General features: G+C 70.6%; 16 protein-coding genes. 14 read left to right on the forward strand and 2 right to left on the reverse strand.

Annotated elements, in window-relative coordinates; all coding sequences use genetic code 11:
• The first annotated feature begins 60 nt into the window (after window positions 1-60).
• Genes OG390_RS45750 through OG390_RS45770 form a run of 5 tightly spaced genes read left to right on the forward strand, consistent with a single transcriptional unit; the run spans window position 61 to window position 8,244 of the window.
• Complete coding sequence (locus OG390_RS45750; protein WP_406176322.1) at window positions 61-966, forward strand: carbohydrate ABC transporter permease; 906 nt, start codon at window positions 61-63, stop codon at window positions 964-966.
• Window positions 963-1,868, forward strand: a complete 906-nt coding sequence (locus OG390_RS45755; protein ID WP_406176324.1) for a carbohydrate ABC transporter permease — start codon at window positions 963-965, stop codon at window positions 1,866-1,868. The genes OG390_RS45750 and OG390_RS45755 overlap by 4 nt, the downstream gene beginning before the upstream one ends.
• A 34-nt stretch (window positions 1,869-1,902) precedes the next feature.
• On the forward strand, window positions 1,903-3,135 hold the full coding sequence (locus OG390_RS45760) for a glycosyl hydrolase (RefSeq protein ID WP_406176326.1): 1,233 nt from the start codon (window positions 1,903-1,905) through the stop codon (window positions 3,133-3,135).
• A 55-nt stretch (window positions 3,136-3,190) separates the two neighbouring features.
• Window positions 3,191-5,197: an endo-beta-N-acetylglucosaminidase gene (locus tag OG390_RS45765; RefSeq protein ID WP_406176328.1), complete on the forward strand. Its 2,007-nt coding sequence runs from the start codon at window positions 3,191-3,193 to the stop codon at window positions 5,195-5,197.
• 29 nt (window positions 5,198-5,226) lie between these two features.
• A complete protein-coding gene (locus OG390_RS45770; protein ID WP_406176330.1) occupies window positions 5,227-8,244 on the forward strand; it encodes an alpha-mannosidase in 3,018 nt (1,005 codons plus the stop codon).
• 588 nt (window positions 8,245-8,832) lie between these two features.
• Here the strand turns inward: OG390_RS45770 and OG390_RS45775 are convergent.
• Window positions 8,833-9,534, reverse strand: coding sequence for a FadR/GntR family transcriptional regulator (locus tag OG390_RS45775; RefSeq protein ID WP_406176332.1), 702 nt, complete (start codon window positions 9,532-9,534; stop codon window positions 8,833-8,835).
• A 195-nt stretch (window positions 9,535-9,729) separates the two neighbouring features.
• On the opposite strand from OG390_RS45775, the gene OG390_RS45780 reads away from it, so the two are divergent.
• From OG390_RS45780 to OG390_RS45815, 8 genes are read left to right on the forward strand one after another with little or no spacing between them, the layout of a single operon-like run.
• On the forward strand, window positions 9,730-10,806 hold the full coding sequence (locus OG390_RS45780) for a sugar ABC transporter substrate-binding protein (RefSeq protein ID WP_399079345.1): 1,077 nt from the start codon (window positions 9,730-9,732) through the stop codon (window positions 10,804-10,806).
• Entirely contained in the window at window positions 10,803-12,296 is a 1,494-nt protein-coding gene (locus tag OG390_RS45785) for a sugar ABC transporter ATP-binding protein (RefSeq protein WP_406176334.1), read from the forward strand. The genes OG390_RS45780 and OG390_RS45785 overlap by 4 nt, the downstream gene beginning before the upstream one ends.
• Window positions 12,289-13,323 (forward strand): ABC transporter permease, encoded by a 1,035-nt coding sequence (locus OG390_RS45790; RefSeq protein ID WP_406176336.1) that lies wholly within the window; start codon window positions 12,289-12,291, stop codon window positions 13,321-13,323. The genes OG390_RS45785 and OG390_RS45790 overlap by 8 nt, the downstream gene beginning before the upstream one ends.
• A 60-nt stretch (window positions 13,324-13,383) precedes the next feature.
• Entirely contained in the window at window positions 13,384-14,739 is a 1,356-nt protein-coding gene (locus OG390_RS45795; RefSeq protein ID WP_406176338.1) for an L-fuconate dehydratase, read from the forward strand.
• Window positions 14,736-15,509, forward strand: coding sequence for an SDR family NAD(P)-dependent oxidoreductase (locus tag OG390_RS45800; protein ID WP_406176340.1), 774 nt, complete (start codon window positions 14,736-14,738; stop codon window positions 15,507-15,509). Before OG390_RS45795 ends, OG390_RS45800 begins: the two co-directional genes overlap by 4 nt.
• Window positions 15,506-16,492 (forward strand): aldo/keto reductase, encoded by a 987-nt coding sequence (locus tag OG390_RS45805; protein ID WP_406176341.1) that lies wholly within the window; start codon window positions 15,506-15,508, stop codon window positions 16,490-16,492. Before OG390_RS45800 ends, OG390_RS45805 begins: the two co-directional genes overlap by 4 nt.
• Window positions 16,489-16,803 carry an L-rhamnose mutarotase gene (locus OG390_RS45810; protein WP_406176342.1) on the forward strand — a complete coding sequence of 105 codons (315 nt, stop codon included), beginning with the start codon at window positions 16,489-16,491 and terminating at the stop codon, window positions 16,801-16,803. Before OG390_RS45805 ends, OG390_RS45810 begins: the two co-directional genes overlap by 4 nt.
• Window positions 16,800-17,639 (forward strand): amidohydrolase family protein, encoded by an 840-nt coding sequence (locus OG390_RS45815; protein ID WP_406176344.1) that lies wholly within the window; start codon window positions 16,800-16,802, stop codon window positions 17,637-17,639. The genes OG390_RS45810 and OG390_RS45815 overlap by 4 nt, the downstream gene beginning before the upstream one ends.
• Before the next feature lie 204 nt (window positions 17,640-17,843).
• Here the strand turns inward: OG390_RS45815 and OG390_RS45820 are convergent, their stop codons facing one another.
• Window positions 17,844-19,274, reverse strand: coding sequence for a lipase maturation factor family protein (locus OG390_RS45820; protein ID WP_406176345.1), 1,431 nt, complete (start codon window positions 19,272-19,274; stop codon window positions 17,844-17,846).
• A gap of 115 nt (window positions 19,275-19,389) precedes the next feature.
• On the opposite strand from OG390_RS45820, the gene OG390_RS45825 reads away from it, so the two are divergent.
• Complete coding sequence (locus OG390_RS45825) at window positions 19,390-20,742, forward strand: DUF6777 domain-containing protein (RefSeq protein WP_406176347.1); 1,353 nt, start codon at window positions 19,390-19,392, stop codon at window positions 20,740-20,742.
• Window positions 20,743-20,814: the final 72 nt, after the last annotated feature.

Genomic DNA, 20,814 nt, shown 5'->3' on the forward strand with positions numbered 1-20,814 from the left:
TCGAGGGTGCGACGTCCGTCGAGGGTGCGACGTCCGTCGGGGGTGCGGCATCCGCAGGGGATGGGGCGTCCGTCACGGGCGCCGCGCCCCCCGCGGGTGCGGCGCCACCTGCCCGCCAGCCCCTGGCTGTTCGCCGCTCCCGGGCTGGTGATCACCGGCATCTTCATCCTGTACCCGTTCGTCTCCACGCTGGTCAACGCCTTCACCGACCGCCGGACTCTGATCCCGGGCACATTCGTGGGCTTCGACAACTTCCGCGAGCTGCTGCACGACGACATGTTCTGGATCGGGCTGCGCAACAGCGCGCTGTACGTCCTCGGGGTCGTCCCCGCGCTTGTCCTGCTGCCGCTGCTGCTCGCCCTGCTGGTCCAGAAGAACATCCCCGGCATCACCTTCTTCCGGTCGGCCTTCTACACCCCGGTCGTCGCGTCGATCGTCGTGGTCGGGCTCATCTGGGTGTGGCTGCTGGACGAACGCGGCCTGGTGAACTCGCTGTTGGAGACGATCGGTGTCGGCAGGGTCGGCTTCCTCAGCGACCAGTGGCTGCTCCTGCTGAGCGCCATGGCCGTCACGGTGTGGAGGGGCCTCGGCTACTACATGATCATTTATCTGGCGGCGCTGGCGAACGTGCCGCGCGAGCTGCACGAGGCCGCCATGGTGGACGGCGCCGGCGCGGTGCGTCGCTTCTTCACGGTCACCGTGCCGGCCGTGCGCTCCACGATGGTCCTGGTCGGGGCGCTCTCCTCGGTCTCCGCCTTCAAGGTGTTCTCCGAGGTCTACCTGATGGCGGGCCCGGACGGCGGTCCGGCGGGAGAGGACACCACCCTCGTGATGCTCGTCCAGCGCACCGGCACCGGCCTGACCGGCCGCGTCGGCTACGCATCCGCCATCTCGGTGGTCGTCTTCGTCGTCACCGTCGTCCTGATGCTGCTGGTGCTGCGTGCCGACCGGAAGGAGGGGGTGTGAGCGTCGCCGAGAAGACACGACCGGTGGAGCGTCCGGCGGCCGCGCGGGAGCCCCGCATCGCCGACGAGCACGGCCGCCGCATCCGTCCCTGGGAACTCGCCCTGCGCTACCTGCTGTTGCTCGCCGTCCTCGCACTGACGGTCGGACCGTTCCTGTGGCAGCTGTCGACGTCCCTCAAGGGACCCCACGAGGACATCTTCAGCTCGCCGCCCACGTTCCTGCCGGACGAGCCGACTCTGCACAATTACAAGCGAGTTGCGGACACCATTCCGGTCTGGGACTACGCCCTGAACTCGTTGAAGGTCGCCACCGCCAACGTCGTGACGAACTGTGTCGGTTCGGCGCTCGCGGGCTACGCACTGGCCCGGCTGCGCTACCGTGGCCGGCGCGTCGCGACACTCGTCTTCATCCTGGCGATGCTCGTGCCCGCAGAGAGCATCATCATCGCCCAGTTCACGACCATGCGGGAACTCGGTCTGAACAACACACTCATCGGTGTCGTGCTGCCCGCCTGCATCAGCGCCATGAACGTGCTGCTGATGCGCAACGCCTTCCTCAACCTCCCGTACGAGATCGAGGAGGCCGCCTTCGTCGACGGGGCGAATGCCTGGCAGCGTTTCCTGCGGATCGCGCTGCCGTCGGTGCGGGGCACCCTCGCCGTGGTCGCGATCTTCGCCTTCATGGGCGCCTGGGACGACTTCCTGTGGCCGCTGATCGTCCTCAGTGACCCGTCGAAGTTCACTCTCACCATCGGACTCAACTATCTGCACGGCACCTTCGCCAATGACGAACGGCTCGTCGCCGCGGGCACGATCATCGCCGTGGCGCCGCTGATAGCCCTCTTCGCCTGTCTCCAGCGGTACTTCTTCCGCGGCGTGGGCGAGGGTGCCGTCAAGGGCTGACCCCTCCCGTACTTCCGATTCGCAAGGACCCCGCATGCCCCCTGCCGTGCGCTTCGGCGTCAACTACACCCCCAGCGAAGGGTGGTTCCACCACTGGCTCGACTTCGACCCCGACGCAGTGCGCGCCGATCTCGACTCGATCGCCGCGCTCGGCCTCGACCACATCCGGGTCTTCCCGCTGTGGCCCCACTTCCAGCCCAACCGCACCCTGATCCGCCCACGAGCCGTCGAGCAGCTCGTCGCACTCGCTGACGCGGCCGCCGAACGCGGGCTCGACGTCAACGTGGACGGACTGCAAGGGCACTTGTCGAGCTTCGACTTCCTGCCCGCGTGGACACAGACCTGGCACCGGCGGAACATCTTCACCGATCCGGAGGTGGTCGAGGGGGAGGCCGCGTACCTGCGCACCCTCGCCGCGGCGCTCGCCGACCGGCCGAACTTCATCGGCATGACCCTCGGCAACGAGGTCAATCAATTCGCCGCCGGGCCGCACCCCGACCCGGACCGCATCACACCGGAGCAGGCGGAGGCGTGGCTGCGGCGTCTGCTCGCCGCCTGCGAAGAGGGCGCCCCCGGCAAGCTGCATCTGCACGCCTCGTACGACGCCGCCTGGTACCAGGACGACCAGCCGTTCACGCCCGAGCACTCGGCCCGACTCGGCGCCGTCACCGCCGTGCACTCGTGGGTGTTCAACGGGACGGCGCAGCGGCACGGCCGAACGGGCGTCGCCACCGAACACCACGCCGCGTACCTCATCGAGTTGTCCAAGGCATGGGCGGACGACCCGCACCGCCCGGTCTGGCTCCAGGAGGTCGGCGCCCCCGCCCCCCTGATCCCGGCCGAGCACGCGGCCGCCTTCACGGAGGCGACCGTGGCGAACGCCCTCGACTGCCCAGACGTGTGGGGCGTGACCTGGTGGTGCTCGCACGACGTAAGCCGTGACCTCGCGGACTTCCCCGAACTGGAGTACAGCCTTGGCCTGTTGACCAGCGACCGGCAGACCAAGCCCGCCGGGGAGGCGATCGCCCGGATCGTCAAGGAGGGTCGGCCCCACGCGCCTGCCACGCGCACCACCGCGCTGGTCGTCGACACCGGGCCGGGCCGTTCCGTCTGTGCTCCCGGCGGCCCGGTCTTCGAGGCCTTCGCCCGGCTGACCGCCGAGGGGGCCCGACCCGCCACGGTTCTCGCGAGCCGCGCCGACGACAAGGAGCACCTTGAGGCCCGGGGCATCTCCGAGGTCGTCACCCCTGATCAGGTCACCCAGTGACCGCAGCCACCACCGAAAGCACCGTAGTCCGTCCCCCAACGATACGGAGCACACAGTGAACCTCAGCAGACGCACCGTCCTGCTCGCCGGAGCCGGCGTCGCCGCGGGACTCGTCCCCGGCCTGTCGGGTACGGCGGCCGCGGCCACCCGCGACCTGCAGCCGTACGCCTCCTACTGGTACCCCGACTCACTGCCCTCGGGCACACCCGGCACCGGCATCACCTGGCGCAGCCTGAAGTCCTGGCGTGCCGAGAGCGACGCGGACCTCGCGTTCAACGCGGCGTCGGTGCCGCTCACCGCGCGCTTCACGCCGACCCCCGCGAACACCACGGCCCGCTCCGGGCAGGCCCGCATCCAGTCCCTGGTCTCCTTCGGCCCCACGTCGAGCAACCCCTCGCAAGGGGCGCCCACCGCCGACTACTACGCCCTCACCCACTGGGCCTACGTCGACGAACTCGTCTTCTGGGGCGGCTCGTCCGGCGAGGGCCTGATCCTCGCACCGAACGCGCCGATCGTGGACGCGGCCCACCGGCACGGCGTACCCGTCCTCGGCAATGTCTTCCTGCCACCCGTCGCCTACGGCGGCCGACTCCAGTGGACCCGCGACCTGGTCCAGAAGGACTCAACCGGGCACTACCCGCTCGCCGCGCAGCTGGTCGCCGTCGCCGCGGCGTACGGCTTCGACGGCTGGTTCATCAACGCAGAGACCGGTGGCGGGAACACAGCGCTCGCCACCGACATGCTCGGCTTCCTGCGCGCATTGAAGACGCTCGGGGCGGCGAAGGGGCAGCGCGTCACCTGGTACGACTCGATGACCGTGAACGGACCGGTGAGCTGGCAGGGGGCGCTGAACAACCAGAACAAGACCTTCTTCCAGGCCGCCGACTCCATGTTCATCGACTTCCGCTGGTCCCCGAGCAGCCTGGCCTCCTCCGGCACGACGGCCCAGCAACTCGGCCGCAGCCGCTACGAGTTGTGGGCGGGCGTCGACGTGGAGGCCAACGGCACGAACACCTCGGTCGATTGGGACGCCATCGTGCCGACCACCAAGGCCCACGTCACGTCCATCGGCTTCTACCGGCCCGAGTGGACCCGCAACCACCTCCCCGCGAACCGCGCGCCCGGCGACTTCCACGCCGCCGACGACAAGTTCTGGACCGGCGCCTCGCTCGACCCTGCCAAGCCGGACACGACAACCGGTTGGCGCGCCCCCGCCGTGTCCGTCGCCGACCGCTCGACGGTCAGCGCCGTGCCCTTCGCCAGCTCCTTCAACACGGGCCACGGACTGAAGTGGTACGACAAGGGCAAGGCCACCTCGGACACTGCCTGGAACCACCTGGGCCTCCAGGACCGGCTGCCGTCCCGCCGCTGGGTCGTACGCACCACCGGCGGGCGCCCCTTGGTCACCTTCGACTTCGCCGACGCCTGGCGTGGCGGCAGCAGTCTCCTGCTCGAGGGCGCTCTCGACGCGCCGACCACGCTGGACCTCTACGCGACGCGGCTGCCGCTCGGCGCGGAGACGGTGGTCGAGCTGACCCACCGTACCGATGCGGGCAGCGCGTCCCTGGCGCTGGCCGTCGCCACTGCCGAGCCGGGCGCCGCGGGTGGCGCGCCGCCGTACAGGTACTTCCCGGTGACCGCGACCTCCGGCAACGGCTGGCAGACGTCCACCGTCCGGCTCACGGGTCTGTCGGGGAGCGTGCGCGCGATCGGCGTCCGGCTGACCGCCACCACCGGGCCCGTGCGCTGGCGCCTCGGCGGGCTCGCCGCCCGGGACGCGGTGGTGACCCCCGCTGCCCCCACCGACCTGCGCATCACCGACGCCGACGGAGGCAACCTGCGCTTCGCGTGGCAGGGCGCCCCCGGACCCGTACGCCACTACGAGCTGTACCGGACGCTCCCCGACGGCACACGTCGCTTCCTCGGCGGCACCTGCCAGCGCGCGTTCTACGTCGGTGGTCTCGCCCCCGAACAGGGTGAACCGGCCGCACGGTTCGAACTGCGCGCGGTGGGGGAACTGTTCACCGTCTCGACGCCCGCCACGACCACCCACACCTGGTAGCCCGCACCCTCACCCCACGGAGCACTCTCATGCATGACGACCGCACCCTGGTCGAAGCCCGCCTCAAGCGCGTCCTCGACGAGCGGATACGCCCCGCCGTGTACCCCGAGTCCGTGCCGCTGGACGTGGCGGTGTGGCACGCGCCCGGCGAGCCCGTGCCGGTCGCCGAGGGGCTCGCGGCCGCGCCGGAGCCGATCGAGGTGGGCGCGCGCTGGGGTGCTCCGTGGGGGACCAGCTGGTTCCGCGCGACCGGGACCGTGCCGGAGGCCTGGGCGGGCAGGACCGTCGAGGCGCTGATGGACCTCGGCTTCGACGAGAACATGCCCGGGTTCCAGTGCGAGGGGCTGGTCTACCGGCCCGACGGCACTCCGGTGAAGGGCCTCAACCCGCGCAACCAGTGGGTGCGGATCGGCGCCCCGGTGGAGGGCGGCGAGCAGGTCCGGCTGCACGTCGAGGCGGCCTCCAACCCGGTGATCCTGGACTACCACCCGTTCCTGCCCACGCAGCTGGGCGACAAGGAGACGGCGGGCAGTGCGCCGCAGTACCGGTTGGAACGCATGGACCTGGCGGTCTTCGACGAGACCGTGTGGCAGCTCGTCATCGATCTGGAGGTCCTCGGCGAGCTGATGGCCGAGCTGCCGGTGGAGTCGGCGCGGCGTTGGGACATCCTGCGGGCCGTGGAGCGCGCCCTGGACGCGGTGGACCTCCAGGACGTGGGCGGCACGGCGGCCGCGGCCCGTGCGCTCCTGGCGGAGGTCCTGTCCGTGCCCGCCGTCCCCTCCGCTCACCGCATCAGCGCCGTCGGACACGCGCACATCGACTCGGCGTGGCTGTGGCCGCTGCGTGAGACCGTCCGCAAGGTGGCGCGCACGACCTCCAACATGACGGCCCTGATCGAGGACGAGCCCGACTTCGTCTTCGCCATGTCGCAGGCCCAGCAGTGGGCCTGGGTGAAGGAACACCGGCCCGAGGTGTGGGCACGGGTGAAGAAGGCGGTGGCCGACGGGCGCTTCGTGCCCGCCGGCGGCATGTGGGTCGAGTCGGACACGAACATGCCGGGCTCGGAGGCGATGGCCCGTCAGTTCGTGCACGGCAAGAGGTTCTTCCTCGACGAGTTCGGCATCGAGAACGACGAGGCCTGGCTGCCCGACACCTTCGGCTTCGCCGCCGGGCTGCCCCAGATCATCAAGGCGGCCGGCTCCAAGTGGCTGCTGACGCAGAAGATCTCGTGGTCGCAGACCAACAGGTTCCCGCACCACACCTTCCGGTGGGAAGGCATCGACGGCACCCGCATCTTCACGCATTTCCCGCCCGTCGACACCTACAACTGCTCCATGAAGGGCAGCGAAATAGCCCACGCCGCGAGCAACTTCAAGGACAAGGGCGTCGCCCGGCACTCCCTCGCGCCGACCGGCTGGGGTGACGGAGGCGGCGGCACCACGCGCGAGATGATCGCCAAGGCGGGCCGGCTCCGCGACCTCGAAGGCTCCGCGACCGTGGTGTGGGAGACCCCCGAGAGGTTCTTCGAGAAGGCGGAAGCCGAATACCCCAACGCGCCCGTGTGGGTCGGCGAGTTGTACCTGGAGCTGCACCGCGCCACGCTCACCAGCCAGGCGAAGACCAAGCAGGGCAACCGGCGCAGCGAACACCTCCTGCGCGAGGCCGAACTGTGGGCGGCGACCGCGACCGTACGGACCGGATTCCCCTACCCGTACGAGGAGTTGGACCGCATCTGGAAGACGGTCCTGCTCCACCAGTTCCACGACATCCTGCCCGGATCGTCCATTGCCTGGGTGCACCGGGAGGCGCGCAGGACGTACGAGAAGGTCGCCGAGGAACTGGACGGCATCATCGACGCGGCCCAGCGTGCGCTGGCCGGCGAGGGCTCGGCGGCACTGCTGTTCAACTCTGCGCCGCACGGGCGGGAGGGCGTGCCCGCCGGCGGTGCCGGTACGCCCCTCGTCGAGGGCGAGGCCGCGCTCGCTCCGCGCGTGAACGGGGGCTACGTCCTCGACAACGGTCTGCTGCGCATCGAGATCGACGCGCGGGGGCTGGTCGTCTCGGCGTACGACCTCGGCGCCGGCCGCGAGACCATCGCACCCGGACAGGCCGCCAACCTGCTGCAGATCCACCCCGACTTCCCGAACATGTGGGACGCCTGGGACGTCGACGAGTTCTACCGCAACACGGTCACCGACCTGGTCGACGCGGATGAGATCGTGCCTGGTGAGGACGGTGCGTCGGTCCGGATCGTACGGTCCTTCGGCGCGTCGCGGGTCACCCAGGTGCTGTCGCTCGCGCCGGGCGAGCGACGGCTCGGCATCGACACCGAGGTGGACTGGCACGAGACCGAGAAGTTCCTCAAGCTGGCCTTCCCGCTCGACGTGCACGCCGACCGGTACGCGTCCGAGACCCAGTTCGGGCACTTCTACCGGCCGACCCACACCAACACGTCCTGGGAGGCGGCCAAGTTCGAGACGTGCAGCCACCGGTTCGTGCACATCGAGGAGCCCGGCTGGGGCGTCGCGCTGGTCAACGACTCGACGTACGGCCATGACGTCACCCGGACCGTACGCGACACCGACTCCGGTACGACCACCACGGTGCGTGTCTCGCTGCTGCGCGCCCCGCGCTTTCCCGACCCCGAGACCGACCAGGGCGTCCACCGTTTCCGGCACGCCCTGGTGCCGGGCGCGGCGATCGGCGACGCGGTGCGCGAGGGGTGGCGGATCAATCTGCCACAACGGCGGGTGACCGGTTCGCGGGAGGTCGCCCCGCTGGTGACCGTGGACCAGGACGCGGTCGTCGTGACGGCGGTCAAGCTCGCCGACGACGGCAGCGGTGACGTGGTGGTCCGCTTCCACGAGTCCCACGGCGGCCGTACGCGGGCCACGCTCACCGCGGGCTTCGAGACCGCGGCCGTCACGGTGACCGACCTGTTGGAGCGGCCGCTCGCCGGGTCGGCGACGCCAGGGCGGGACGGCGACCGGGTCACGGTGCCGCTGCGCCCGTTCGAGCTGGTGACGCTCAGGCTGAAGCGCGCCTGAGACACGGCACGGGCTGCGGGCCCGCGGCGACATGAGCCGCCGCCGGCCCTGCTACGGCGCGGGCACCTGTGAGCCCCGAGCCATGAGCGGCGGCGGGCCCCCTACGGCGGCGCAACCGCGAGCCCTGAGCCTTGATGGCTGCGGCCCCACTACGGCGGGAGCGCCTCCGAGCCCCGAGCCATCAGCGCCGCGAGCCCCCCAGGGTCTGGGTGGCTGTGGACCTGGCGCTTTGGCGGCTGCGTGCTTTCCACGGCCGGAGCGGCTGTGGACCCCCAGGGGCCTGGGTGGCTGTGGACCTGGCGCTTTGGCGGCTGCGTGCTTTCCACGGCCGGAGGGGCTGTGGACCCCAGGGTCTGGGTGGCTGTGGACCTGGCGCTTTGGCGGCTGCGTGCTTTCCACGGCCGGAGGGGCTGTGGACCCCAGGGTCTGGGTGGCTGTGGACCTGGCGCTTTGGCGGCTGCGTGCTTTCCGCGGCCGGAGCGGCTGTGGACCCCCAGGGGCCTGGGCGGCTGTGAGCCCACCGCGGCCGGAGTGGCCGTGGGCCCGCGACTTGAGCGGCTGTGGGCCCGCCCGCTGTGGCGGGAGCACCTACGCCTTGAGCTGGGTCCGCAGCCACTCCTCCACCTCACCCACATGCGCGGCCGCCGCCGCGCGCGCAGCCTCCGGGTCGTGGGCGACCAGCGCTCGGTGGATCGCCGCGTGCTCGCGCCGGGTGCGCTCGAAGGCGCCCTCCTCCTGGTAGCCGCGCCAGACACGGGCCCGGAAGGTGCGTGAGGAGAGGCCCTCCAGGATGGCCGCCATCGTGTCGTTGCCCGCGGCGGCCGCGATCACGCGGTGGAAGGCCAGGTCGTGCGCGAGGATCTGCTCCGGATCGTCGGTCGCGTTCATGGCTGTCAGATGCTTCTCCACCTCGGCGAGCTGGTCGGGGGTGATCCGCGCGGCGGCCAGCGCGGTCGCCGTCGACTCCAGGATCCGGCGCAGCTCCAGCAGCTCGACCAGGCGTGGGCCACGCGAGAGATCGGCCACGACACCGAAGGTCTCAAGGAGGTCGCCGGCCTCCAGCTGTGTGACGTAGATGCCCGATCCGTGCCGCGCCTCCAGTACACCGAGGACCGTGAGCGCCCGGATCGCCTCGCGCATCGAGCTGCGCGAGATGCCCAGCTGAGCCGCCAGATCGCGCTCGGTCGGCAGCCGCTGCCCCGGCTCCAGGCGGCCCTCGCCGATCATCGCCTTGATCCGCTCGATGGCGCGCTGCGTCACGGTGCCCTTCTGCGGGGCCGGCTCGTCCACGCCACTTCCTCCTGATTGTCGGGTGCGCCGCAGTCTAACGACCGGAGTGGTCGGACCACTATGGCTTGGAAGTAGGAAAATCTGGCGTCGGAGGGTGTTGTGAGGGGGAAGTGGTCTGATAAATATTCGTCCCGGTCGGAAGAGGGACCTCCGGCCACGCGTCCTGCTCGATCACGCTCAATGAGGAGCCGTCAGATGGCCGGCAGAACAGTGCGGAACAGGCGAATCTCGTCGCGGGCGGTGCGTGCGGCGGCTGCGGCCGCCTGCGTGACCCTCGTGCTCACGGCATGCGGCAGCACCAAGGACACCGTCGCCTCGGGTGGCGGGGGAGGCGGCGGTACCGGCAAGGTCGGGGTGATCCTGCCCCTGCTGACCTCGCCGTTCTGGCAGTCGTACAACGACTACGTCCCGAAGATGGCGAAGTCCGAGGGCGTGGACGCGCTGAAGACCGTCAACTCCAACAGCGACCCGTCGCAGCAGATCACCGACATCAACAACCAGCTCAACCAGGGCGTGAAGGGCCTCGTCGTGGCCCCCCTGGACAGCGCCGCGATCGCCGCGGGCCTCGACCAGGCCGAGCGCAAGGGCGTGCCCGTGGTCGCCGTCGACGTGGCGCCCGAGAAGGGCAAGGTCGCCATGGTCGTACGCGCCAACAACGTCGCGTACGGCGAGAAGGCCTGCGAGTACCTCGGCAAGCAGATCAGCTCCGGCAAGGTCGTGCAGATCATGGGCGACCTGGCGTCCGTCAACGGCCGTGAGCGCTCGGAGGCCTTCCGCTCCTGCGTGAAGAAGAACTACCCGAAGCTGAAGGTCCTGGAGATCCCGGCCAAGTGGGAGTCCGACACCGCGGCCTCCAAGCTGGACACCCTCCTGAACGCCAACCCCGACATCAAGGGCATCTACATGCAGGCGGGCGGCGTCTACCTCGCGCCCACCCTGCAGACCCTCAAGTCCAAGGGCATGCTGAAGAAGACCGGCCAGGCGGGCCACATCACCATCGTCTCGAACGACGGCATCCCGCAGGAGTTCGACGCCATCCGCAAGGGCGAGATCGACGCCACCGTCTCGCAGCCCGCCGACGCCTATGCCCAGTACGGCATGTACTACATCAAGGCCGCGATGCAGGGGAAGACGTTCAAGCCCGGCCCGACCGACCACGACTCCGAGATCGTCAAGCTGCCCAGCGGCATCCTGGAGGACCAGCTGCCCGCGCCGCTGGTGACCAAGGACAACGTGGACGACTCCAAGCTCTGGGGCAACACGGTCAAATGAGTACACCACTGGTGGAGGCGCGGGGGGTGGCCAAGCGGTACGGCCCCACCGTCGCCCTCCAAGACGGCCGGCTCACCGTCCTGCCGGGCGAGTCGCACGCCCTCGTCGGCCGCAACGGCGCGGGCAAGTCCACCCTCGTCACCGTCCTCACCGGCCTCCAGGCCCCCGACGAGGGCACGGTCCGCTTCGACGGTGAGCCCGCGCCCGCGCTCACCGACCGCGACGCCTGGCGCCGCAAGGTGGCCTGCGTCTACCAGAAGCCCACCGTCGTACCGGAGCTGACGGTCGCCGAGAACCTCTTCATCAACCGGCAGCCGGTGGGCCGGGGCGGCTTCATCAGCTGGCGCCGGCTGAAGTCCGAGGCGGCCGAGGTCCTGGAGACCTGGGACGTGCGGGTCGACCCGGACGCGCGGACCGCCGACCTCAAGGTCGAGGACCGTCAAATGGTCGAGATCGCCCGGGCGTTGAGCTTCGGCGCCCGGTTCATCGTCCTCGACGAGCCGACCGCTCAGCTCGACAACCGTGAGATCGAGCGGCTTTTCACCCGGATGCGCGCGCTCCAGGAGTCCGGCGTCACCTTCCTGTTCATCTCGCACCACCTCCAGGAGGTGTACGAGGTGTGCCAGACGGTGACGGTCCTGCGCGACGCCCGCTGGATCACCACCGCCCCGGTCGCGGATCTTCCGCGCCCGGCGCTGGTGGAGGCGATGGCCGGGGAGTCGATCGCCGAGCACACGGCCACGCGCGCGTCCGTGGCCGCGGACGCGCGCGTGATGCTCGACGTCGAGGGACTGACCTCGGACGCGTACGACGGCATCGACCTCACCGTCCGCAGCGGCGAGGTCGTCGGTCTCGCCGGCTCCAGCGGCAGCGGCAAGATCGAGCTGGCCGAGTCCTTCGCCGGCCTGCACACGCCGACCGGCGGAACCGCCCGACTCGACGGCGAGCGGCTCCCGTTCGGCGATGTGCAGGCCGCGCTCAAGGCCGGCGTCGGCTGTGTTCCGCGTGACCGGCACGACCAGGGTCTCGTCTCCGTGATGAGTATCGGCGACAACGCCACCATGAGCGTCCTGAACCGGCTCGGCAGCTACGGCTTCATCGGTACCGACCGCAAACGCGGCTTCGCCGCCGATCTGATCGAGCGCCTCGACATCCACACCGAGGGTCCCGAACAGCCGGTCTCCGACCTGTCCGGAGGCAATGCCCAAAAGGTCGTCATGGCGCGCGCCCTCGCCTCCGATCCGCGCCTTCTCGTCCTCATCAACCCCACCGCGGGCGTCGACGTGAAGTCCAAGGAGTCCCTGCTCTCCCGCATGGACAGTGCCCGCGAGGACGGCACGGCCGTACTCGTCGTCTCCGACGAACTCGACGACCTGCGCCGCTGCGACCGGGTCCTCGTCCTCTTCCACGGCCGCGTCGTCGCCGAGCACCCGGCGGGCTGGCACGACCACGAGCTGATCGCCTCCATCGAAGGAGTGGACCATGGCTGACACGAAGGCCCCGTCGGCCTCGACACCCACCTCCGTGCGCGCGCCCGACGCGCGTGCCGCCAAGGCCGTGCTGCTCCGTCGTGCCCGCGAACTCGCCCTCGTGCCAGCCCTGTTGGTGCTCCTGGTGCTCGGCGCGATCGTCAACGACTCGTTCCTCACCGAGCGGAACCTGATCTCCATCCTGGGCGCCTCGGCGGCGCTCGCGATGGTGGTGCTCGCCGAGGCGCTGGTGCTGATCACCGGCAAGATCGATCTGTCGCTGGAGTCGGTGGTCGGCATCGCGCCCGCCGTCGGCGCGCTGCTGGTCCTGCCCGCCGCGCAGTCCGGCTGGGGCACGCAATGGCCGGCCGCGCTCGCCCTCCTGGCGGTCCTCGTCGTGGGCGGAGTCATCGGCGCCTTCAACGGCATCCTCGTGGTGAAGTTCAAGCTCAACGCCTTCATCGTCACCCTCGCGATGCTGATCGTGCTGCGCGGGCTGCTGGTCGGCGCCACCAAGGGCAAGACGCTCTTCGGCATGCCCGACGCGTTCTTCTCGCTGGCCACCACCACCTTCCTGCGCGTCCCGCTGTCGGTGTGGCTGGCCGCGATCGCCTTCGGTGTCGCCGGGCTGATCCTCAAGTACCACCGGATCGGCCGCGCCCTGTACGCGATCGGTGGCAACGCGGAGGCGGCCCGCGCGGCCGGTATCCGCGTCGACCGGGTGGTGCTCGGGGCGTCCGTCGTCGCGGGCGTCCTCGCCTCCGTCGGCGGGATCATGCAGACCGGCTACGTCGGCGCCATCAGCGCCAACCAGGGCAACAACATGATCTTCACGGTGATGGCGGCGGCGGTCATCGGCGGCATCAGCCTCGACGGCGGCAAGGGCACCATGTTCGGCGCCCTCACCGGCGTGCTGCTGCTCGGCGTCGTACAGAACCTGCTTACGCTCGCCCAGGTGCCGTCCTTCTGGATCCAGGCCATCTACGGCGGAATCATCCTGGTCGCCCTGATGATCGCCCGCGTGACCACCGGCCGCGCCCAGGACTGACCTCCCTTCGCTCGCGTACGGACCCTTCCGTACCCCCTGTCCCGGACCGAAAGGCCTCCCGTGTCCCCAACTGCCGCCCGTATCACCGCGGTCGACACCTACGACATCCGCTTCCCCACCTCGCGCGAGCTCGACGGCTCCGACGCGATGAACCCGGACCCCGACTATTCGGCGGCCTATGTCGTGCTGCGCACCGACGCCGCCGACTTCCCCGAGGGGCACGGCTTCACCTTCACCATCGGGCGGGGCAATGATGTCCAGGTCGCCGCGATCGCCGCGCTGCGGGGGCATGTGGTCGGACGGTCCGTCGACGAGCTGTGCGCGGACCCGGGCTCCCTGAGCCGCGACCTGATCGGCGACAGCCAGCTGCGCTGGCTCGGACCCGAGAAGGGCGTGATGCACATGGCGATCGGCGCCGTCGTCAACGCCGTGTGGGATCTGGCCGCCAAACGCGCGCGCAAGCCGCTGTGGCGGCTGCTCGCCGATGCCGAGCCCGAATGGCTCGTGCGTCAGGTCGACTTCCGTTACATCACGGACGCGCTCACGCCGGACGAGGCGTTGGACCTGCTGCGGCGGGGCAAGGAGGGGGCCACCGAACGCGCCGCGAGCCTGAGGGCCGAGGGCTTCCCCGCGTACACCACCTCGCCGGGCTGGCTCGGCTACAGCGACGAGAAACTCACCCGTCTCGCCGCCGAGGCCGTCGCCGACGGCTTCCGGCAGATCAAGCTGAAGGTGGGCGCGGACCTGGCGGACGACGTACGCCGCTGCCGGGTCGCCCGCTCCGTGGTCGGCCCGGACATCCGCATCGCCATCGACGCCAACCAGCGCTGGAACGTCGACGAGGCCATCACCTGGACGCAGGCGCTCGCCGAGTTCCGGCCCTACTGGATCGAGGAGCCGACGAGCCCGGACGACGTCCTCGGCCACGCCACTGTCCGCAAGGCCGTCGCCCCCATCAAGGTCGCCACCGGCGAGCACGTGCAGAACCGCATCATCTTCAAGCAGCTGCTCCAGGCCGATGCCATCGACGTCCTGCAGATCGACGCGGCTCGTGTCGGCGGCGTCAACGAGAACCTCGCCATCCTGCTGCTCGCGGCCAAGTTCGGCGTGCCCGTCTGCCCGCACGCCGGCGGTGTCGGGCTGTGCGAACTCGTGCAGCACCTTTCGATGTTCGACTTCGTGGCGCTGTCCGGCACGACCGACGACCGGGTCATCGAATACGTCGACCATCTGCACGAACACTTCCGCGACCCGGTGGTGATCCGCGAGGGTCACTACATGGCACCCTCCACACCGGGTTTCTCGTCGACCATGCGGCCCGAGTCCATCGCGGAGTTCACCTACCCCGTCGGCACCTTCTGGGCCGCCGACCTCGCCCAGCAGGCACTCACCGACCAGAAGGGGGAAGCGGCATGACGGACCCTCAGGGCGCTCAGGACTTCGAGGGACTCAAGGCGCTGGTGACCGGCGGCGCCTCCGGCATCGGCCGGGCCACCGCCGACCTCCTCGCCGCGCGCGGCGCGCAGGTCGCCGTCCTCGACCTCGACCCTTCGTCGGTCGAGAAGCCACTGCTCGGCTACCGTGCCGATGTCACCGACGACGCGTCCGTGCGCTCGGCGGTGGCCGCGGCGGTGGCCGACCTCGGCGGTCTCGACGTACTGATCAACAACGCGGGCATCGGCGCGCAGGGCACCGTCGAGGACAATGACGACGAGCAGTGGCACCGGGTCCTGGACGTCAACGTCCTCGGCATGGTCCGTACCGCCCGCGCCGCCCTGCCCCGGCTGCGCGAGTCCGCGCACGCGGCGATCGTGAACACCTGCTCCATCGCCGCCACCGCCGGCCTGCCCCAGCGCGCCCTGTACGCGGCTTCCAAGGGCGCAGTCCTCTCCCTGACCCTCGCCATGGCCGCCGACCACGTCCGCGAGGGCATCCGGGTGAACTGCGTCAACCCGGGCACGGTCGACACGCCCTGGGTCGGCCGCCTGCTCGACGTGGCCCCCGACCCGGCCGCCGAACGTGCCTCGCTTCAGGCCCGTCAGCCCACCGGCCGCCTCGTCTCGGCTGCCGAAGTCGCGGGCGCCATCGCCTACTTGGCGAGTCCGCTGTCCGGCGCGACCACGGGCACGGCGCTCGCCGTCGACGGCGGCATGCAGGGGCTGCGACTGCGCCCGGTGGGCCAGTGAGCACGCTCGGCAGAAGCGGCGTCGAGGTCAGCGAGCTGTCCTTCGGCGCCGCGGGCATCGGCAACCTGTTCACCGCGGTCACCGACGAGCAGGCGTACGAGGCCCTCGACGCGGCCTGGGCCGGCGGCATCCGCTACTTCGACACCGCGCCGCACTACGGCATCGGCCTCTCCGAGCGGCGCCTCGGGGCGGCCCTGCGTGAACGGCCCCGCGCCGAGTACACCGTCTCCACCAAGGTGGGCCGCCTCCTGGAGCCCGCGGACGCGGGCGGGGACGATCTGACCGACGGCTTCGCCGTGCCCGCCACGCACCGCCGCGTCTGGGACTTCAGCGCGGACGGCGTGCGTCGCAGCCTGGACGCCAGCCTTGAACGGCTCGGCCTGGACCGGGTGGACGTCGTCTACCTGCACGACCCGGACGACCACGCCGAGCGGGCCTTCCGTGAGGGCTACCCCGCCCTGGAGAAGCTTCGCTCACAAGGCGTGGTCGGCGCGATCGGCGCGGGCATGAACCAGGCCGAGATGCTCACCCGCTTCGTCCGCGAGACGGACGTCGACGTGGTGCTGTGCGCGGGCCGCTACACGCTGCTCGACCATCGGGCACTGACCGACCTGCTGCCCGACGCCCAGGAGCGCGGTACGTCCGTCGTCATCGGCGGCGCCTTCAACTCCGGGCTGCTGGCGGACCCGCGGCCCGATGCGACGTACGACTACGCCGCCGCGCCGACCGAGTTGCTCGACCGGGCCCTGCGTCTGAAAGCCGTCGCCGAGCGGCACGGCACCACGCTGCGCGCCGCCGCCCTGGCCTTCCCGGCCGCCCACCCGGCCGTCGCGAGCGTGCTGGTCGGTGCCCGCTCGGCGGACGAGGTCCGCGACTGTGTACAGCAGTTCGCCACACCGGTGCCCACGGAGTTCTGGGTGGAACTGCTCGCGGAAGGACTGCTGCCCGCCACTGCCCCCGTACCCGTACAGGAGCCCTCATGAGAGTCGCGCTGCACACCAAGGTCCGCGCGGACCGAGTCGCGGCGTACGAGGCCGCGCACCGCGAGGTCCCGGCCGAGCTGACCGCTGCGATCCGCGCGGCCGGAGCCACCTCTTGGACCATCTGGCGCAGCGGCACCGATCTCTTCCACGTCCTGGAGTGCGAGGACTACGGGCGGATGCTCGCCGAACTGGAGCAGCTGCCGGTCAACATCGCCTGGCAGGCCCGCATGGCCGAACTCCTCGACGTCGTCCACGACTACTCCGACGAGGGCGCGGACGCCGGCCTGCCGGTCGTGTGGGAGCTGCCGTGAGCGTGGACGCGCACCACCATGTGTGGGACCTCTCCGTCCGCGACCAGGACTGGATCACCGGGCCCGAACTGCAGCCCCTGCGACGGAACTTCACCCTCGCGGATCTCGCACCGCGAGCGCGGGATGCCGGGGTGGACCGGACGATCCTGGTGCAGACGATCACCGTCCCGGAGGAGACCCCCGAGTTCCTCGTCCTCGCGGCGGAGAGCGAGCTGGTGGCGGGAGTCGTGGGGTGGACCGATCTGACCCGCGCGGAGGTGGCCGACGAGCTGGCGCGGCTGCGGGAGCTGCCGGGTGGCGAGTACCTCAAGGGCATCCGCCACCAGGTCCAGGGCGAGCCCGACCCCGAGTGGCTGCTGCGCCCGGACGTACGCCGGGGGCTGGCCGCCGTGGCCGAGGCAGGGCTCGTCTACGACCTGGTCGTCGTGCCGCATCAGCTCCCGGCCTGTGCCAAGGCGGCCGCCGTCCTGCCCGAACTCACCTTTGTCCTCGACCACCTGGGCAAGCCGCCGGTCGCCTCGGGCGAACTCGAACCGTGGGCGTCGGACGTCCGGGCGCTGGCCGCACTGCCCAACACCGTGTGCAAACTCTCGGGCCTGGTCACCGAGGCCGACCTCGCCGGATGGACGACCGACACACTGCGCCCGTACGCCGACACGGTCCTGGAGGCCTTCGGCCCCGACCGGCTGATGTTCGGGTCCGACTGGCCGGTGTGCACGCTGGCGGCCACCTACGGTCAAGTCGTTTGCGTCACTGAGGAGTTGACGGTCCGTTTCGGTGACACCGCCAGGGAGGCCGTCTTCTCCGGCACCGCCACCCGCGTCTACGGCCTCTGACACACTCGGCTCCCTGCCACGGCTTCGGTGCCTCGGGGACCGTCCAAGCGGCCTCGGGGAAGTGAGGCACGCCCCCACGCCGCCCGGCACGGCACCTCGCCGCACTGCCACATCACCCCAGCATCCAGTACGAGGGCGACGCGGCAGTACGCCGATGCACCGCACCGGACGACGCGGAAACGCACCCCACTTCCCCGAGGCCGCTCAGTACGGAATGCGACGCTCGTCCGCCGTCTCCAGCCGCGTCGGCGGCAGGAAGTCGCGTACGTACGTCCGGTGCCAGCACGCGCCCGTCTCCCGCAGCTCGTGCCAGGTCGTGTACCGGTAGTGGAAGAGACGCGCGCGGACGTAGTGCGGCGGGGCGTCGGCGGGGAACGGGGAGCGGCGCAGCAGCCGCAGCGTGTCGCGGTCGTTCTCCAGGAGCCGCTCCACCAGACCCGTGAACCACGTGCCGGCGTACGCCGGGGAGAGTGCCACGAACCACATCAGCCAGTCGAGTCGCAGATGGTACGGAGCGAACTGGCGCGGCCAGTACCGTGGATCGCCCGGTTTGCCCTTGAATTCGTACTCCCGCCACTCCGATTCCTCGTAGGGCATGGCGTCCGGCGTGCCCTCGAGGATCACCTCGTAGCGCACGCGGCTGACGCTGCCGAACGCTCCGTAGGTGTTCACCAGATGGAGCGGGTCGAAGGAGCGGTTCATGACCTGGCGCCGGGAGAGCAGATTGCGCGCCGGGCGGTAACTGAGGGCCAGCAGGCCCGTGCCCACGGCGAGGACCACGATCTCGTACCAGAGTGGTGGGCCGGCCACGTGCGGGGGAGTGGTCGGGATCTCGACCGCCGACAGGGCCAGCACGATGGTGATCCAGTTCAGCCAGGAGAAGTTGCCGGACAGCACCAGCCACAGCTGCGTGAGGATCATCAACGACGCGGCGGCCGTCGCGATCGGCTGCGGTGTGAACAGCAGGATCGGCACGACGAGTTGGGTGACGTGGTTGGCGGCCACCTCCACGCGGTGGAACGGTTTCGGGAGGTGGTGGAAGAACCAGCTCAGCGGGCCCGGCATCGGCTGTGTCTCGTGGTGGTAGTACAGGCAGGTCAGCTTCCGCCAGCACGCGTCACCCCGCATCTTGATCATCCCGGCGCCGAACTCGACGCGGAACAGCACCCAGCGCAGCAGGAAGAGGACGACGATCGGCGGGGCCACCTCGTCGTTGCCGAGGAAGACCGCGAGGAAGCCCACTTCCAGGAGCAGGGACTCCCAGCCGAACGAGTACCAGGTCTGGCCGACGTTGACGATCGACAGATAGAACGCCCATGGAACGAGCCACAGCAACATCCCGCCCCAGAGCGGCAGTCGCGAGTCCAGGCCGGCGATCAGCGCCACCGACACCGCGCAGCCCGTCCAGGCCCAGGCCGCGAAGAAGCGGTCCGAGTAGCGCAGATGGAACACGCTCGGCGCGTGGCGGAACGCCACTCGCTCCACGAAGCGGGGGACCGGCAGCATCCCGCGCTCCCCGATCAACGCGCGGAACTGCAGCGCCGCGCCCAGGAACGCGAAGAGGTACACGACGGCCAGCGCCCGTTGGAAGACCAACCGGCTCAGCCAGTACTCGGGGGCGGTGAACCACTCCACGGCAGTGCTCCTCTCCCTCTCATTGTGACGCTGGGTGACCGCCTCCGCTTGCGTAAGCCAACTGGGCGACGCAGACAATAGTGGACGAATTGCCCGGGATGAACGGGAGAACGTGGTGCGCAAACCCGCCAGAACAGTGGTGCAGATACCCACCAGAACCTTCGTCATGGCCTGCGTGCTCTCGGCGGCGCTCCTCGTCGCCGGGTGCGTCGGCCACAACCAGAAGGGTCAGGTGGCGTCCGACGGATCGGGCGGCGAGGTCTTCCTCGAGCCCGTCGCGGCGCAGGGGCCCGACCCCTTCACCGACTCCACGGCGACCCCGCCGCCCGTCACCCGAATGCCGCAGCCGCAGTCCACCGGGAACCGCTCCGGCGCGCAGGGACTGCGCGCCATCTCGGGTTCCACGCCGGGCCTCTACGGCGGCACCCAGAACGTCGGCAGCTGTGATGCCGAGAAGCAGATCCGGTTTCTGGCCGCGGACCGGGCCAAGTCTCGTGCCTTCGCCCAGACCGTGGGCATCTCCCAGGCCTCCATCCCGGACTACCTGCATGGTCTGACCTCGGTCGTCCTGCGTGCCGACACGCTGGTCACGAACCACGGGTTCAGCAACGGCCGGGCGTCCGGCTATCAGTCCGTGCTCCAGGTGGGCACCGCCGTCCTCGTCGACAACCTGGGCATGCCCCGTGTCCGCTGCGCCTGCGGCAACCCACTGAGCCCGCCCGCCGCGCTCCAGGGGAACCCGCGTACTCTGGGCCGGCCCTGGTCCGGATATCAGCCCTCCCAGGTCGTCGTGGTGACCCCGGCGCCCACCGTGATCACCGACATCACGCTCATCAACATCGTCGACAACAGCTGGCTCGTGCGCAGGACCGGCGACGACGGCCACCACGATCACGCGGTGCCGCCGTCCGACGACTGGACGCGGCCCCGGAAGCCGGACCACCCGTTGCCCAGCGCCTCAGCGACCATGAAGAGCCCGCGGCCCCACGCATCGGAGCCCGACTGCGTGACGCCCACGCAGACGGTGACCGTCACGCCGGGAGCGACCGAGACCGCCCCGGGAGCGACCGACGACTCCGGGGCCCCGCTGTTCGACGCGGCGAGGCTCGGGCCGCCGGCCGACGCTTCGGGGGACCCGGCGGCAGAGCACTCGCGGTGCCCCACGGACACCGCCACGGCCCCGCCGACGACGGCGCCCGAGAGCAGACCGGCCCCCTCGGACGGGACCGCGTCGGGCGAGAGCACCGCTCCACAGACGCGTACGGCCGCACCTGACCGGTCCGCGTCGGAGGAGCCCACGTCTCCGCTCGCGCCGCCCAGCGGGTCGAGCGGCACGGGGAACGAGGACATCGGCCCCGACACCCTCCCGGACAGCCCCGACGTACCCGATGGCGGCGGTCTGATCCCCGACGAGTCGCCGGCCCCCGACAGCATCTTCGACGCCCCGACCGACGTCTTCGACAGTTGAGCGCCGGCCCGGCGGGGGGAGCCCGGAGACGGGCTCCCCAGTCGAATAGTCAGGCAAATCCTGGCAAGGTGG

The organism is Streptomyces sp. NBC_00996, from assembly GCF_045162675.1.
Classification (GTDB): Bacteria; Actinomycetota; Actinomycetes; order Streptomycetales; family Streptomycetaceae; genus Streptomyces.